General features: G+C 30.5%; 15 protein-coding genes. 1 reads left to right on the forward strand and 14 read right to left on the reverse strand.

The features are described from left to right. Positions 1-3: 3 nt before the first annotated feature. Entirely contained in the window at positions 4-2,535 is a 2,532-nt protein-coding gene (locus DWZ53_RS00970; protein WP_118431101.1) for a translation factor GTPase family protein, read from the reverse strand. Positions 2,536-2,563: 28 nt separating this feature from the next. Continuing rightward, positions 2,564-4,168, reverse strand: a complete 1,605-nt coding sequence (locus DWZ53_RS00975; RefSeq protein ID WP_118431103.1) for a polysaccharide biosynthesis protein — start codon at positions 4,166-4,168, stop codon at positions 2,564-2,566. Between the two features lie 137 nt (positions 4,169-4,305). Here DWZ53_RS00975 and DWZ53_RS00980 point away from each other — a divergent pair, with 137 nt between their 5' ends. Next, positions 4,306-4,608 (forward strand): hypothetical protein, encoded by a 303-nt coding sequence (locus DWZ53_RS00980; RefSeq protein ID WP_118431105.1) that lies wholly within the window; start codon positions 4,306-4,308, stop codon positions 4,606-4,608. Positions 4,609-4,620: 12 nt separating this feature from the next. Here DWZ53_RS00980 and DWZ53_RS00985 read toward each other — a convergent pair whose 3' ends face one another. The 12 genes from DWZ53_RS00985 to lepA form a co-directional block, all read right to left on the reverse strand. After that, the gene (locus DWZ53_RS00985; protein WP_118431107.1) at positions 4,621-5,469 is read right to left on the reverse strand and encodes a patatin family protein; all 849 of its coding nucleotides are present in this window, start codon (positions 5,467-5,469) and stop codon (positions 4,621-4,623) included. Positions 5,470-5,519: 50 nt separating this feature from the next. Next, positions 5,520-5,903, reverse strand: coding sequence for a hypothetical protein (locus DWZ53_RS00990; protein WP_118431109.1), 384 nt, complete (start codon positions 5,901-5,903; stop codon positions 5,520-5,522). Next, positions 5,903-7,222 (reverse strand): M18 family aminopeptidase, encoded by a 1,320-nt coding sequence (locus DWZ53_RS00995; protein WP_118431111.1) that lies wholly within the window; start codon positions 7,220-7,222, stop codon positions 5,903-5,905. Before DWZ53_RS00995 ends, DWZ53_RS00990 begins: the two co-directional genes overlap by 1 nt. Before the next feature lie 71 nt (positions 7,223-7,293). Next, positions 7,294-8,724 carry an APC family permease gene (locus DWZ53_RS01000; RefSeq protein WP_118431113.1) on the reverse strand — a complete coding sequence of 477 codons (1,431 nt, stop codon included), beginning with the start codon at positions 8,722-8,724 and terminating at the stop codon, positions 7,294-7,296. A 169-nt stretch (positions 8,725-8,893) separates the two neighbouring features. Beyond that, a complete protein-coding gene (locus DWZ53_RS01005) occupies positions 8,894-9,469 on the reverse strand; it encodes a xanthine phosphoribosyltransferase (RefSeq protein WP_118431115.1) in 576 nt (191 codons plus the stop codon). Positions 9,470-9,597: 128 nt separating this feature from the next. After that, a complete protein-coding gene (gene tig, locus DWZ53_RS01010) occupies positions 9,598-10,545 on the reverse strand; it encodes a trigger factor (protein ID WP_118431117.1) in 948 nt (315 codons plus the stop codon). Positions 10,546-10,632: 87 nt separating this feature from the next. Further along, positions 10,633-11,433 (reverse strand): SDR family NAD(P)-dependent oxidoreductase, encoded by an 801-nt coding sequence (locus tag DWZ53_RS01015; RefSeq protein WP_118431119.1) that lies wholly within the window; start codon positions 11,431-11,433, stop codon positions 10,633-10,635. Between the two features lie 97 nt (positions 11,434-11,530). Beyond that, a complete protein-coding gene (locus DWZ53_RS01020; RefSeq protein WP_118431121.1) occupies positions 11,531-12,463 on the reverse strand; it encodes a GTP-binding protein in 933 nt (310 codons plus the stop codon). Positions 12,464-12,569: 106 nt separating this feature from the next. Continuing rightward, positions 12,570-13,556 carry an aldo/keto reductase gene (locus DWZ53_RS01025; RefSeq protein WP_118431123.1) on the reverse strand — a complete coding sequence of 329 codons (987 nt, stop codon included), beginning with the start codon at positions 13,554-13,556 and terminating at the stop codon, positions 12,570-12,572. Between the two features lies 1 nt (position 13,557). Continuing rightward, entirely contained in the window at positions 13,558-14,133 is a 576-nt protein-coding gene (locus tag DWZ53_RS01030) for a histidine phosphatase family protein (protein ID WP_118431125.1), read from the reverse strand. Beyond that, positions 14,130-14,945 (reverse strand): MBL fold metallo-hydrolase, encoded by an 816-nt coding sequence (locus DWZ53_RS01035; protein WP_118431127.1) that lies wholly within the window; start codon positions 14,943-14,945, stop codon positions 14,130-14,132. Before DWZ53_RS01035 ends, DWZ53_RS01030 begins: the two co-directional genes overlap by 4 nt. A 148-nt stretch (positions 14,946-15,093) precedes the next feature. Further along, a complete protein-coding gene (lepA, locus tag DWZ53_RS01040; protein WP_118431190.1) occupies positions 15,094-16,896 on the reverse strand; it encodes a translation elongation factor 4 in 1,803 nt (600 codons plus the stop codon). Between the last annotated feature and the right edge of the window lie 15 nt (positions 16,897-16,911).

Here is a 16,911-nt window from a genome sequence, read left to right on the forward strand (position 1 = left end):
AGACTACTTGTCTCCTTTAAAATCATCTAATAAATAGTTCTTCATAACCTTATTTTTACGTTTAAATTCATCGTAATTCTCTTTATGTGTATGACTTACAATCATCTCAAATTCTCGAGAAGACATTCTCGTTGCACCTCTACCACTGACAATGAGTTGTTCTAAAGCATCTGATGTCACAACGACAACTCTAAAATTTTTAGCTAAATCATGAGTTACCCTTTCAATATACATATCTGCCGTTTGAGCTTCTTTTGTATAAACCAGAAAAATATTATCGTATTTTTCAATAAGTCCATCATTCTTTTTTACTTTATAAGCATCAAAAACAAGTATTAAAACATTATTTTTGTATCCTTGGTAATTACACATCATATCAATAAGTTTCATTCTTGCAGCATCTAAATTATCTTTAGCTAAATCTTTCAACTCATCCCATGAAAATATAACATTATAACCATCAACTAATAAACACTCTGGCAAAATTGTTACTTTTTCATTATTTATTATTTCGATTTTTCTATTCATATCTTTAGATAGGCGATGTTTAATTGGACCATAAGTACGAATAAATATCTCTTCCAATTCTTTTTCATCTATAACTTGTTGACGGTGATTATTTTTTGGGGGCTGATATGTTTTTTTTAAAGGTAAATGCATATATTGTTCTACTTGATTCCATGGTACATAAAACCCACTACCATTCTTACAAAAAATAGAACCTGTAGGATAATATGGATCCTCTTCACTATTGTAATGTATTTGATTTATGACTTCTTCTTGATTATTGACTTCATAATATCCATCAAGCTGATATGATAAATGACCACTTCCTTTGGTAGAATCTTTAAATCTTAAAGGATAATCAAGCATTTTAGAAACAGGACCTGTTCCTTTGATTACAATCATTTCATCTTGTGTAATTTCAAATTTACAGTCCATTAATTCCAAATCAAATATAACTTTACTCATATATTCTTGATTTAAAGTCATTTTAAAAGCATAATATGGCTCTAAAATAATTGATTTTGCCTTCTTAAGACCTTGTCTTAGCGCCCGTAATGTTGCTTCTTTAAAGTCACCACCTTCGGTGTGCTTTTGATGTGCCTTTCCATTAATGACTGTAATCTTCATATCAGTAACAGCTCCACCGATTAAAACTCCTTTTAAATATGACTCTTTTAAATAATGAAGACAAGCATTTTGATAAGATAATGATAATTGACTAGGACTACAATCTAAACAAAACTGTAAACCGCTTCCCCTTGGTAAAGGTTCTAACAAAAGATGGACTTCACTATAATGTTTAAGTGGTTCAAAATGACCAACCCCTTCGACACTTTGACTTATTGTTTCATAGTATGAAATTTGTCCCATATCAAATGTTACTGGTAACTGATACCGATCAAAAATAATTTGTTTAAGAATTTCTAATTGAATTTCTCCCATCACTTGAATTCTTAGTTCATTTATTTCAGATTCATAATGGAAATGTAAATTAGGATCTTCATAAGACAAGTTTCTTAATTTTCTAATAGCATCACTTTGATTACAATCATCTGGCAAAACAATCCGATAAGAAAGAAACGGTACAATCTGTGGCTTTTCCAAAATATATTGACCATTTAAATCCATGCCTATCTCCAATGAATGTAAACCAGTAACAGCAATAATATCACCCTCATGTGCTGTTTGAACTAGATCAAATTTACTTCCATGATAAATACGAATTTGATGAATTTTTTCTTTTTGATACACTTCATCTTTAACATTCAAAGAACCGCCTCTTAATAAAATATGAGTAAGGCGTGTATTTTTATCATAAGTAATCTTATAGACAATTCCTTCCAATTTCTCTTTTTGATGATATGCTACACAGTATTGATCCATAAAATCTAATAAAAATGAAATATGATCATTTTTTAATGCCGATCCAAAAACACATGGAAAAAACAATCTATTCTTGAATGCATTTTCCATATTATATTGTCCGATGTCCCCATTTTCTAAAAAAGCATCTAAATAAGAATCATCTAATAAAGAAATATTTTCTTGAAAATCAGCCTCACTAGCATCAAAACAAAAAGAAGATAATTCATTTTGAATTTGTTTAAGAAGTTCTTTAGAACTTTGATAAGCCATATCCATTTTATTAACAAATATAATAGTAGGTACATTAAAATGCTCTAATAACTTAAAAATAGTTCGTGTATGTGACTGTATTCCCTCTCTTGCATTAATAACTAAAATAGCATAATCAAGTATTTGTAGCGATCTTTCCATCTCGCTTGTAAAATCAACATGACCGGGAGTATCGATAAGATTAAATGAAGTATTTTTCCATTTAAATACACCTTCTTTAGAAAATACAGTTATACCTCTTTCTCGTTCCATCTGTTCATAATCTAATAAACTATCTTTTTTATCAACACGACCCATTTTTTTAATAAGCCCACTTTGATAAAAAAAGCTTTCACTTAATGTCGTTTTCCCTGCATCTACATGCGCTAAAATTCCAATCGTTATTTTTTTCATAATTCTCCTTTATAAAAAATAAATCACTTTAGTGATTTATTTTTCTTAATATACGATCAACATAAGGAATATTTGATAAATATTCTGGATGATCTTTGTATAAATATAAAACAACAATAAAATAAACAACAATTCCAATAATAATTGATATAAATAATGGGATAAAAACCATTCTCGTTAAATTAAATAAACCATGATAAACTAAATAGACCACGACTCCCATAAAAATCGAAGCTAATAAAGGTAATAAAACAGTTCTTCGTAAATGTATCTTAAAATTTAAAATACGAGATAATGCCCGTTGATTTAAAAAACAAACAATGGCTGCATAACCAATATTGCAAGCAGCAAGAATGTATAATGCCCATTCTTTTGGTAATAAAAATAAACATATTGATAGCATCATTGCATAAATAATCAATGCTTTGCTTGCATTTTTTAACGGTTCTTTAACATGGCCTATCGCTTGTAAAATTCCATTTGTAAAAGTCGATAATCCATAAAAACCAATTGCTGGTGAACCAACAGTAAGTACTGTGGCTGCAATTTGTAAAGTTTGTTTTTGTGGAAAAAGTGTGCCCATAATAGGATAAGAAAGAACCGCCATTCCGATAAATGATGGAATAAGCACTAACATTGTTGCATTGATACCATTATTAATTAATTTTCTTGTTTCTTTAAAATTTTGTGTGATATAGCTTCCGGATACAGCTGGAATTGAAGCTGTAGACATGGCACTTGCTAGAGCAATAGGTACGTTAATTAAAACCATGAATTTTCCAGAATAAACGCCATATAACTGACTCATTAATACAGAATCCATTCCTTTGTAATTCATAAAGAAATAATAAATATACATATCTACAGTAGTAACGATATTAAAAATACATGTTGATATAATAATTGGTGTTACAATTGACAGAATTGATTTAAATATAGCTTTAGAAGTATCTATATACTCTATACCATCACTTTCATCAATCATTTTATTCTTTTTTCTTAAGAACATAAAAGTCATATAGACTAATGCAATTAAAACACCGGCACCTGTTCCTAAGGCACTTCCTCCTGCCCCATAACTGGCCATCAATGAATGATTACCATTAATAAAAGGTTGAATAAAGAGCCACGCTGCACCTATTGAAACAACAGCATTAAAAATTTGTTCAATAATTTGTGAAACAGATGTATAAAGCGTTGTTGAATGTGCTTGAAAGTAACCCCTTAAAACCCCAACTAAACCAGAAAGAAAAATAGTTGGACATAAAATACGTAATGCAAAAACTGCATATTTAGGTACTATATACGGAGCAATAAAAAATGCTATTAATGCCGCTGATCCACCAATTACACAAATATAAATAAAAGAACATTGTAATATTTTTTTAGCATTTTTATATTGTTTAATTGCTATTTGTTCACTTATTAATTTAGATATAGCTGTAGGAATACTATACGAAGATATCAATAAGATCATAGCATATATATTATAAGCAGTTGAATAATATCCAATTCCTTCATCACCAATTAAAGCTGTTAAAGGACTTCGATATAAAACACCAATAATTCTTACAAATATTCCAGCCACAGCAAGAATTGATGCCTGTTTTACTATTGATTTTGAATTATCCATAAATAACTCCTTCCCAAAAAACAAATATAAAACAACAAGTTAATTTTACCTTTTCATTTAAGTTTCGTCAATGAAACCTGGATAATTTATAGTCAAATTAAGCAAATCATGATATGATAATGCCAACAGGAGGATATATGTTAGCAAGATTACACGTTATTATTTCAAGTGAAAAAGACAATGATATAAATAAAGTAAAAGAAGCATTAATAAAAATAAATCCTTTATTTTCAATTTCACCAGCTCGTCCTTATGCCATGATAAAAGATCATAGTGAATTGTTTATTACATTCAATATCGAACAAAATCAAATCCAACCATTATTAGATCAATTAAACAATGATTGGACCGGTGAAATTGATAGTTGCCAATGTTATGGATTCAATACAAAAATGTTTGATTCACTTGTATATTGTTTAGAATTCGATATTTTTAATTAAAACGATAGTTAACTATCGTTTTAAAAATGCCTTTAACTCATTTAACTTTTTATACGCATCATTTCTTCCAAGATAATATGCCTCATTTAATTTAATAGGATCATTTTCTAATCGCTTAATAGATAAAGAATGCGATGGTCGAATAACAAATGTCTCTCCTTTTTTCTTAGAATCCTCTATATATTCTAATGTTTTATTATATACTTGATGTCTTTCTTTCATTGCATTATAAATTGCAGGATATTTCTTTAATCCTTTTTTCATTATAGAAGAGAATTTCATTGGTTTTTTTCGATATGATTGAGTTTGTGTCAAAACAACAATATTTTTTTCATAACCAATACTTTGAAAATATTTTAATGGAATCGGATCACTAATACCTCCATCTAAATAAAGATGCTGGTCAATGCTTACAGGATTGGACACAAGTGGCATGGAAGCTGAGGCTTGCATCCAAAGTAAATCTTCACCTGTTCCTGTTTTGCATAAATGATATGCTGGTTTCCCTGTTTCTACCTCAGTTATTCCAACATAAAAATCAACAGGATCGGAAATAAAAGTCTCATTATCAAATGGATCTAGTTCTTCTGGTATTTTATGATAACAAAAATCAACACCATACAAATCCCCAGTTTTTAATAAAGATTTCAAGCCAAAATAACGTGGGTCTTGTCCGTATTTCAAATTATAATGTAATACCCTTTCGATTTGTTTCGATTTATAATTACATCCAAATACAGCGCCTGCAGATACGCCAATATAACCATCTACTTCAATGTTATTTTCTAATAAAACATCTAAAACTCCAGCAGTATACAATCCCCTCATAGCACCGCCTTCTAAAATCATTCCTGTTTTCATATAATCACCCCTTATAAATAAACATATTATAAAAAAAGAAATCTCGTTTATCAAGATTTCTTTTTCATTATTTCCTGTTTGAAACTTCGTTTACTTAAAAAATAACCAATAATTAAAATTAAGAATATAGCATCAAATGGGCTCTTTAATGTAATCAAAACAATAACAAAAGAAATTATAATTGTTATAATTTGAATCAATAACGCTTTATTAGAAAGTTGGTATTTTTTTAATAACTTATAATCATTTTTTAATTGAAATAATGCAATATAAAATGCAAACACCGCAACTAATAAATCAATTGAAAAATTAATTAAATAATGTTTTGTCAAAAATTCTTTAACAAATAACAACACTAAATAACTTGACATAGTAACCCATAAACTAGACATTGTATAGTTTTCAATATCAGTTGTCATTTCTTCTTTTTTCATTATTTAGATACCTTTAAAACATCATGTGAAATTTCACTAATATGAGAATTATAGAATTCTTCAACAGCCTTAATCATATAGTAAGTATCTTTGACACCAGCAGTTTCGTATGTCGAATGCATTCCAAGTTGAGGTAAACCAATATCTACACTATTCATTGATACTTGTGCCATAGCTATATTTCCTAAAGTACTTCCTCCTGCTTCATCAGAACGATTAGCAAAGAATTGTACTGGAACACCAGCGCGTTTACAAATATCTTTAAAAATAGCAATACTGATAGCGTCACTTGTATATTTTTGACCTGCATGTGATTTTACAACGATACCTTCATTCATATACACACAGTTAGCTACATCTGTTTTACCTGGATGATTTGGATGAACTGCATGAGCATTATCAGCGCTAAGCATGAAACTTGAAGCCAATGCACAGTAATAATCTTCCTCAGTTTTTCCTAAAGCATTATTTACTCGACGTAACACATCATATAAGAATGTTGATCCAGCGCCTTGTTTTGTACCTGAACCAACTTCTTCGTTATCAAAACATGCTAGTACATTAATTGATTCGTCGTTATATCCTTTTAAGAATCCTTTTAATGATGTAAATCCACATTGTAAATCATCTAAATGTTGACTAGAAATAAATTCTTCATTTGCACCCCAAATTGAAGGAGCAGTACGATTATATAGATATAAATCACTTCCATAAATATCATCAACAGAAACATTCATTTCTTTAGCAATTAATTTATTAAAATCACCTGGTTTACAATCTTGACCACCAAATAAAGGTAACATATCAATTTGTTTATTATATGCATAACCTTCATTAACAGCACGATTCATATGAATCGCCATATTTGGAATTAAAACTAAATCACGATCAATATTAATTAATTTTGTTACAAATTGATTTCCTTCTTTTACAATAACTCTACCAGCAATTGATAAAGGTCTATCAAACCAAGTTGCACACAACATACCACCATAACCTTCTGTGTTAAGTTGAGTATATTTTCCTTTTACTTCAATTTCTGCATTTTCTTTAATTTTAAATGTAGGGTAATCAGTATGGGATGCCACAACATTAAATCCATAATGATCAAGTTTTTTACCTAAATTTAAAGCAATAATACTAGAATTATTACGAGTAACAAAATATTTACCACCTGGTTTAATATTCCAATTTTGACCTTCTAATAATTCTTCGTAGTTTTCTTTTTTTAATTCATTTTTAATGTTATCCACTGCATGAAAAGCACTAGGACTTTTTTGTAAAAAAGATAACATTTCATTTGAAATTTCTTTATACATATTTACGCCTCCATATGTAAGCAATTATAACATATCCTTTTGGCTTACCAAAAGGATATGTTTAAGTTATTTTATTGTTTTGCTTTTTCTCTTTTAGCAATATTTGGTAAAACAATTCCTAAAGCTGTTAAAACAATAGGAGCAATGATATTTAATAACATTGTAAAGATGTCAGTTGAATAAACACCTAAGATACAACAAACAGCTGTAACTAAGAAACACCAAACACCAAAGAATAAAGCAACCTTATTATTTTTAACAAATTTATATTCTGGGTTAAAACGATCATGTGCTTTACGTAAAGCAATATAAGCAACAAATACCCATAAGTAACGCATTGGCATACATACAGAATTTAACTTATTCAATTGAGCAAGTACACCTGCAGCTCCAGCTCCACCAATAATTTGAATTAAAATAATACTTCCTGATAAAACAACAACCATTTTGATACCGTTGATATAAGCACCATATTTGTTTTGTTTTAATAATTTACTAGGAATAAATTGACGTGAATCTTCGTTTTCTAATAACATTCTAAGTGGCGCATCAATACTGATAACTAATGTTGAGAATTGACCAATCATATTACATAATGCATAGATAACTAATAAAGTATCTCCCAATCCATAATATTCACCAAGTTTTTCAAATGACCAATAAGCACCATTAGATACATATGAGTTAAATGACTCAGCACTACCATTAATTACAGATGGATCAAACATCATACCCATTGCAACTGTTCCTAAAATAGCACAAACCATAACCATAATAGCTAATGCAATCATTCCTTTAGGGAAACCTTTACTTGGGTTTTCAACTTTATTTACATATGGTGAAATTTTTTCACATCCACCTACAGCAAACACAAGAATTGAAAGTGAAGTAAAGTAATTAACATTAAATTGTGGAACAATCTTATCTAAGCTAAAATCAAGTGATAAATAACCACCATTAGGATTGATTGCTGGTGCAGCAAACATCATAATGATATATAAAATTGACATAACAAACATACTTGTTCCTGCCAAAGTAGCTAATTTCTTTAAAGGATTTAATCCTCTACTTGCAACCCAACAGAAAAATAAAAATACGACTAAAGTTACTAACTGTACTGCAATTGTAGGAAAAGAATCATAAGTTTCAGCATTTCTAAATACTGCCCAACTTAATGCTTTCAATCCTCCTGAGCTTTTACTAGCAATATATGTAACGTGACAAGCCCAGTATGTCCATCCAGCATAATAAGCTAATTTTGGTCCCATTGTTTCATGAATCCATGAACTGACACCACCACCTGATTCTTTAAAAGCAGAACCAAGTTCTCCAACCATTAAGGCATATGGTACAAAATATAATGCAAACATAAGTACCCAACTAAAGATTACTTGAATACCATTAAAGTAAACAAATCCATTTAATACATTTCCAAAACCCCAAACGGTAGAAAATGCCATGAATGCAAGATTATACCAAACAATCTTTTTTGACTTTTCCATCTTTTTTCCTCCTTCTTTTTTATAAATTGTATCAATGTATAAACATTAGTACAATTTGACTGCCTACCCATTGTATCAAAAATAGTACATTTAATCTAGATAATGTAGTAAATTTATTAGTTTAATAAAATTTAACACAAAATAAAAAAAGGTTTTGATTTTCAAAACCTTATTTAAAAACGATTTCACCTGTTTTTTCATCCATACTTTCAACAATTGCAAGTGACTCTAAATGAACTCCACGGTCTCTTATAAATTTTCCACCAGGTTGGAATCCCTTTTCAATAACAATTCCAGCACCTGCGACTTTAGCACCCGCACCTTGGACAAGATCAATTAAACCTTCTAATGCTTTTCCATTTGCTAAAAAGTCATCAATAATTAAAACTTTATCGTCTTTTCCTAAATACTCTTTAGAAACAATAATATCATAAACACGTCCATGCGTATAAGATTCAACCTTTGTTGTATAAACATCACCAGCAATATTTTTAGTTTGCGATTTTTTAGCAAAAACAACAGGTACATCAAATACTTCTGCAACAATACAAGCAATTCCAATCCCAGAAGCTTCAATCGTCAATATTTTATTAATTTCTTCATTTGCAAAACGTTTTTTAAATTCTAAGCCCATCTCATGAAATAATTTGACATCCATTTGGTGATTTAAAAAACTATCAACTTTTAGTACATTTCCTTCCTTTATTTTTCCATCTTTACGAATACGTTCTTTTAAAAGTTCCATTGCACTACTCCACTTTCCTATTTTTATGATTTTTTATACTGTATATAATAGCATTATAAAATTTACTATTCAAGAACTAATGATTGATTATCCATAAAAAAAGAAAGTTGTTTATCAACTTTCTTTTTTTATTTTATTTTTGCACTATTTAAAACAAATTGGCTTGCTTTAACACGAGAAAAGTCATGTTTTAAATCTTCCATATTAACTTTTTCTAATACTTGTTCTTTAGTCATTTGATTTTGTGCTGCAATCATATCTAATTGTTGATCAATTTCTTCTTGAGTTGCTTCAATTGCTTCTGCTTCAACAATAGCGTCAATAACAGCTTCAAAAATTGCTTGTTGTTTAGCATTTGGTTCAATTTGTTGACGGAATGCTTCTTCATTAGTCCCCATCATTTGTAAATATTGTTCAAACGCTAATCCTTGACGTGCTAATTCCATTTGCATATGTTGAATTTGTAAATTCAATGCACGATCAATATCTTCTTTTTCCACTTCTACTTCACAAGCTTCAATAAGTTGTTGGAAAATTGAATTTTCTACTTGTGCTTGGTATTGTTGATCATGTTGTCCTTGAATTTGATTTTTCATTTGTTCTCTTAATTGATCAACAGTTGATAAGTTAGGTATATTTAATGAAGCTACAAATTCGTCATCTAATTGTGAATCTTTCTTATTTTCAATTTTATGTACAGTAACTTTGAAAACAACATCAGCACCAGCTAAGTCAGCAGCACCATAGTTTTCTGGGAAAGTTAAATTTAATTCTCTTGTTTCACCTTTAGACATCCCAATCATTTGTTCTTCAAATCCTGGTATAAATTGTCCAGATCCAATTTCTAATTGATGATTTTCAGCTTTTCCACCTTCAAAAGCAACACCATCTTTAAATCCTTCAAAATCAATTGTTGTCACATCACCATTTTCAACAGGTCCATCTTTTTCAACAAATGTTGGATTTTGTGCCACGAACGCAGCTAATTGTTGTTCTAATTCTTCTTCAGTGACATTGTGTTTTTCAACGTTTACTTCAATATCCTTATACTGACCTAATTTATTTACTTTACTCATATCTATTTCCTTTCAAATTGAGATAGCCTTATTGTAACATAAAACACAAAATTAACAATAAAAAACACATCATATGATGTGTCTTTATTAAGGTCTTAATCCTAGTCCACCTTCTAAAGTAATGGTTTCCCCTGTCATATATTTAAAATCAGGATTAGCAAGCTGTACACATACACGACCAATTTCTAATTCATTATTACCAAAATGTCCCATTGGTGGTGTAGCAACGTTAGCTTTAAATGCTTCAGGATAATCGTTAGCAAATTTTTCTAATTGGGCAGTCCATGCTAATGGGCATACAACATTGACATTAATACCATCTTTTGCCCATTCATTTGCAGCAACACGTGATAATCCACGAATTCCTTCCTTAGCTGCAGCATAAGAACATTGACCATAATTTCCAAATAATCCTGCACCTGATGCAAAGTTTACAACAGAACCTTGAGTTTCCTTTAAATAAGGATAACATGCTTTCATATAATAAAATGCTGCATATAATCCTGAATACATAGCTAAATTAAATTGATCTGTTGTATGTTGTGCTAAAGGTACACCTGAAGCTGAAGCTTGAGCATTGTTAATTAACACATCAATACGACCAAATTCATCCATAGCTTTTTTAACAACATTACCTACAACAGTTTCATTATCAGCACCTGCATTAACATCTGCTTGAACTATTAGAACTTTTACATTATATAATCTTTCTAGTTCCTCTTTAGCAGCTTCCAATTTAGCTACATTACGCCCTGTAATGACAAGGTTAGCTCCTTCTTTAGCATAAGCAGTTGCAATACCATAACCAATTGATCCACAACTACCATCTTGCAAAACAGCACGACCAGCACCAGTAATAATAGCTGTCTTTCCAGTTAAAAATCCCATCTCAAAATTCTCCTTTCAATTCATTTCTTATTTTAAGCGCTATAATAATATTATCATAATTCATAATAAATTACTACTAATGTGATAATATCGAAAGCTATTTTAAATATCTTTCTATTTTCTCTTTATTTAACTTTTCGCCTATAACAATAATAATTTGTTGTCCAAGATCTATTGGCTTTGTAATGATATCATCATCTGTAGCATTAATTTCTAACCACTGACCCTCTCTTTCTATAAAGCCTTTTATTCTTAATACTTGTCCACAACCAGGATCATTAAAAATTTGTTTAATCCGTTCTTTTAAAATATGAATATCTAAATTGACATGTAAAAAATAAGTTGATTCAAAGCCACTTTGAATAGATGTAATATCCTTAACATAAGGTTCAATCTTATATCCACGTTTTTCTATAATTTGATAATCATCATCTGTAAAATTTTCAAATTTTTTTATTAAAACATCTTCTTTATTTATACATTTTCGACATTGTATTTGTTTTAAAAACTCATTGATACCCTGCAATGTATGTTCGATATCACTTTGACTTGCTTCATCGACTCTGCTTAAAATGATTGTTCCTGCGTTTGCAATTTGACTTGCTAACATTTTTTTTGCATGTAAAGAAAGGTGATTAGATAATTTAGCATTAACAATGGTAATAACACTGCCAATTTCATACCAACTAGACAGTGGATCTTCATGAAGCACATCGAAAAACTCATCGACATCATAAATCCCCGATGGCTCCACTATAATATGATCAAACCCTTGCATCTTCATCGCAATTAATTTTGTTTTAAAACGACGTCTATGACAATCTTCATCACACCCACCGGCTATCATTTCTATTTCTAGCTGACCTTGAAATGTTTGGTCTAATAGCATCATATCAACATTGACAGCGCCATAATCATTTTCAATAATCCCCACTTTATTTCCCTGATCAATCAAATACAGAGCATATTCTTTTATAAAAGTTGTTTTTCCAGAACCCAAAAAGCCAGTCACTAAATCTATTTTTATCATTGTATCCTCCTGATCTATTATGTCTGTTTATGCAAATAATTATAATACAAAATAAAAAAGAAACAAATGATGTGATTACAAAGTCATTCACATCACATGTTTCTTATTATTTATTACTAGCCATCACTCCAACTAATGCATGAGGAACATAAAGTTCTTCTAAATAATTCATTTCATCATCACTTAATATCAAGTTTGTTGCCTTAACAGCTCCATCGATATGAGATGTTTTTGTTGCTCCAACAATAGGTGAACATACTTTATTCATAAGCCACGCAAGTGAGATTTCAGTCATGGACACATTTTTCTTTTGTGATAATTCTTCAACACGTTTTATTATTTTTAAATCTGCATCAGCAGTTGCATCGTACTTCCCTTTAGCATAAGTATCTTCTTGCATACGTTTAGATGATTCACCAGGATGTTTAGCAAGTCTACCTGAAGCAAGTGAGCTATATGGTGTCAAAGCAACGTTATGTAAATCACAATATGGTTTCATTTCTCTTTCTTCTTCTCTAAAAATTAAATTGTAATGACCTTGGACAGATACAAAAGGTGCCCAACCATTTCGTTTAGCTATTTCATTTGCTTTTGCTATTTGCCATGCATAACAGTTTGATACACCAATATATCTTACTTTACCTTGACGAACCACCTCATTTAAAGCCTCTAGAGTCTCTTCAATAGGTGTCAAATTATCCCAAGCATGAAGAATATATAAATCCACATAATCCATTTGCAATCTTTTTAAACTATTATTTAAACATGTTTCTATATGTTCTTTAGCAGTAATCCCCTGTTGAATTTGTTCTTTAGTTCTACCATGAAATTTTGTAGCAATCACTACATCCGCTCTATTTGCATATTCCTTTATAGCTTTACCAAGATAAATCTCACTCGTTCCACCTTGATATGCCATAGCAGTATCAAAGAAATTAATTCCTTGATCTAAAGCATACTTAATCATCTTTTTAGATTCATCGTATGGTAATGTCCAAGAATGCATTCCTTTACTAGCATCACCAAATCCCATACACCCCAAACACACTTTAGATACTTTTAAATCAGTATTACCTAATTGCACATATTTCATTCTACTTACCTCCTTGTCTAATCACTTCTTTTAATGAAAATTGATGTTGATTGTATGTATAAACAAAAATACAACAATTACCAAATCCTTTTTTTAATTCTTCCATTGGATCTTGAATTGCACGTAAAAAATTAAAACATGCAACGCCATGAGAAACAGCCAAAACTGTTTGATGATCCTCCTTTTCCATGATGTCAGTGAGTGTTTTTACCATTCTATCACGCACATCATTAGGTGACTCTCCACCAAATTGAAGATAGAATGTTTCACAATCTTGAGGAGTTAAATGGGAATTCAATCTTTCACTTTCTGCTTCAAGTTGTCCATAATACATCTCTTTTAAGCCTTTTAAACGTTGATAAGGCATATTTACCACATTTTCTAAAGTATCACTACTACGTTCGCTTGTTGAACAATAAGCATGATCAAATTGAATATGATTTTGTCTAAAATATTCTCCCGCACGCTTTGCTTGTTGTATTCCTTTTTGAGTAAGTGGTGAATCACACCATCCTTGAATACGATGTTGTAAATTAAATTGTGTTTCTCCATGTCTCATTAAATATAAAGTTTTCATTGATTTTCTCCAAGTACATAACATTCACCAGGTGCTAATACTTTAATACGTTCAGGATTAATAATCTTATCAAATAATACTTCCGGATTTCCATTAAATGGTGTCATATCGGGTGCATCAACACATCCCCAATGAATACAAATTAAATCAGCATCAGGATATGTATTAGCAAGTTTTATAGCTCCGTTTAATGTGATATGCCATTCATTATCAGCAAAATCAAACAAAATAACATTGGGTTGTTTCATATGTAAATGACTTTCCAATAATTGAGAATCTCCTAGTAACCAAATTGTCCCATCTGGAGTATCCAACCAATAACCACAATAATCTTTTTCTAGCCAAAAACGATATTGCCATTTTTTTGAACCATTTTGCCAATTATGCTTTGCTGGTGTTAACTTCACATCCAATGATCCCACTTTAAAACCATCGCCGATATCACATTTTTGAACAGGATACCCTTCTTCAAGCATCACATCACCTACATAATTTGGTGCATAATATTTGTTACATACAGTTTTTAAATCAGTACACGTCATTCTTGAAAAATGATCATTATCTATATGAGTAATTAAAATTGCATCCAAAGAAGGTACTTGTGATGGTAATATTGGCATATCAATTAATAATGGCATGTCAAAACCTTCTAAAAGCGGATCTATCATAATATTTGTGCCATGACTATTAATCATAATACTTGCATTACCTAACCATCTAATTTCTGTTTGATGGTGATTATCAAAAGCTTCTTTTTTTACATATTGTGTCTTTCCTGCCATTGCTTGACCATGACTACTTTTTGCTAACATTTTTATTCCTCGCTTTCTCTATTTATATTATAGATTAAAATGTGTAATGAATACACGGATGATTGATTATATTTGTCAAAATGTAGACAAATAGTGTATTTTGTCAAGAAAACTCATTTAATTAAAAAGGTCTAGATATATCTAGACCTTAATCATCATCTACAGATAAGATTGCCATGAAAGCCTCTTGAGGAATTTCAACACTACCTACTGCTTTCATACGTTTTTTACCTTCTTTTTGTTTTTCTAATAATTTCTTTTTACGAGAAATATCTCCACCATAACATTTAGCTAAAACATTTTTTCTCATCGCTTTAATAGTTGTTCTTGCAATCACTTTACCCTGTAATGCCGCTTGAACCGGCACCTCAAACATCTGTTTTGGAATAATTTCTTTTAATTTCTCACAAATAACTTTACCTCTGCTATAAGCAAAATCTTTATGTACAATAGTTGATAAAGCATCTACAACATCACCATTTAATAAAATATCCATCTTTTGTAATTTATTAGTACGATAACCAATAAGTTCATAGTCAAAAGACGCATACCCTTTTGTACTGGATTTTAATTTATCAAAAAAATCATATACAATTTCAGATAATGGGATTGCATAAACAACACATCGTCTTGTATCATCAATATATTGAATATCTTCATAATCCCCGCGTTTAGCCTGACATAATTCCATAATAGTACCTACGTACTCATTTGGTGTCATAATAGAGGCACGAACATAAGGCTCTTCAATATGTTCAATGACTTGAGGACTTGGCAACATCGCAGGGTTATCTACTTCAACCATTGTTTTATCCGTTAAATAACAATGATAGATAACTGATGGTGCCGTCGCTATTAAATCAAGATCAAATTCTCTTTCTAATCTTTCTTGAATAACATCCATATGTAATAATCCTAAAAATCCACATCTAAAACCAAAACCTAATGCTTGAGACGTTTCAGGTTCAAACACTAAAGAAGAATCACTTAATTGAATTTTATCTAATGCTTCTCTTAAGTTTTTATATTTAGCATTATCAATAGGATATAATCCACAATAAACCATCGGATTTAATTTACGATAACCTGGTAACTGTTCATGAGATGGATTTTCTAAAGTCGTAATTGTATCTCCCACATGAACATCTTGAATGGATTTAATTGCTGCTGCAATCCAGCCAACTTCACCACAAACTAATCGGTCTTTTTTTACCTCAGAAGGTGTACGTACCCCTAATTCTGTTACTTCATATTCAGCACCTGTAGCCATAAATTTAATCTTATCACCAACTTTAATGGATCCTTCTTTAATACGCACAAAGACAACAACACCACGATAACTATCATAAAATGAATCAAAAATTAAAGCTTGAGTTGGATTATCAATGCTTCCAGAAGGTGCTGGAAATTCCTGAACTATTTTTTCTAATACTTCCTCAACATTAAGTCCACTTTTAGCGGATATTAATGGTGCATGATCTGCTGGTAATCCAATAACATCCTCTATTTCATGTATAACACGTTGAGGATCAGCACTTGGTAAATCTACTTTATTAATAACAGGTAGAATTTCTAAATTATTATCAATAGCCAAATATACATTAGCAAGTGTTTGTGCTTCAACACCTTGAGCTGCATCTACAACCAGAATTGCTCCCTCACAAGCCGCAAGTGAACGTGACACCTCATATGTAAAATCGACGTGACCTGGTGTATCAATTAAATGAAACAAATATGTATTACCATCTTTAGCTGTATAATGTAATTGAACAGCATTTAATTTAATTGTAATACCCCTTTCCCTTTCCAGTTCCATGCTATCTAATAATTGTGCTTTCATATCACGGTTAGCTACCGCTCCAGTTAATTCTAGAATACGATCAGCTAATGTACTTTTACCATGATCTATATGAGCAATAATTGAAAAATTGCGAATTTTATCTTGTTCAATATTCGTATTATCTTT

This window comes from Coprobacillus sp. AF33-1AC, from assembly GCF_003475785.1.
In the GTDB taxonomy this organism is placed as follows: Bacteria; Bacillota_I; Bacilli_A; order Erysipelotrichales; family Coprobacillaceae; genus Faecalibacillus.

Excerpts from the sequence above, each read along its gene's own strand:
- DWZ53_RS00990 (WP_118431109.1), bottom strand. The coding sequence starts at position 5,903 with ATGAAAAAAGAAGAAATGACAACTGATATTGAAAACTATACAATGTCT.
- DWZ53_RS01030 (WP_118431125.1), bottom strand. The coding sequence starts at position 14,133 with ATGAAAACTTTATATTTAATGAGACATGGAGAAACACAATTTAATTTA.
- DWZ53_RS01000 (WP_118431113.1), bottom strand. The coding sequence starts at position 8,724 with ATGGAAAAGTCAAAAAAGATTGTTTGGTATAATCTTGCATTCATGGCA.
- DWZ53_RS00970 (WP_118431101.1), bottom strand. The coding sequence starts at position 2,535 with ATGAAAAAAATAACGATTGGAATTTTAGCGCATGTAGATGCAGGGAAA.
- DWZ53_RS01025 (WP_118431123.1), bottom strand. The coding sequence starts at position 13,556 with ATGAAATATGTGCAATTAGGTAATACTGATTTAAAAGTATCTAAAGTG.
- DWZ53_RS00985 (WP_118431107.1), bottom strand. The coding sequence starts at position 5,469 with ATGAAAACAGGAATGATTTTAGAAGGCGGTGCTATGAGGGGATTGTAT.
- DWZ53_RS00975 (WP_118431103.1), bottom strand. The coding sequence starts at position 4,168 with ATGGATAATTCAAAATCAATAGTAAAACAGGCATCAATTCTTGCTGTG.
- DWZ53_RS00980 (WP_118431105.1), top strand. The coding sequence starts at position 4,306 with ATGTTAGCAAGATTACACGTTATTATTTCAAGTGAAAAAGACAATGAT.
- DWZ53_RS00995 (WP_118431111.1), bottom strand. The coding sequence starts at position 7,222 with ATGTATAAAGAAATTTCAAATGAAATGTTATCTTTTTTACAAAAAAGT.
- DWZ53_RS01005 (WP_118431115.1), bottom strand. The coding sequence starts at position 9,469 with ATGGAACTTTTAAAAGAACGTATTCGTAAAGATGGAAAAATAAAGGAA.
- tig (WP_118431117.1), bottom strand. The coding sequence starts at position 10,545 with ATGAGTAAAGTAAATAAATTAGGTCAGTATAAGGATATTGAAGTAAAC.
- DWZ53_RS01035 (WP_118431127.1), bottom strand. The coding sequence starts at position 14,945 with ATGTTAGCAAAAAGTAGTCATGGTCAAGCAATGGCAGGAAAGACACAA.
- DWZ53_RS01015 (WP_118431119.1), bottom strand. The coding sequence starts at position 11,433 with ATGGGATTTTTAACTGGAAAGACAGCTATTATTACTGGTGCTGGTCGT.
- DWZ53_RS01020 (WP_118431121.1), bottom strand. The coding sequence starts at position 12,463 with ATGATAAAAATAGATTTAGTGACTGGCTTTTTGGGTTCTGGAAAAACA.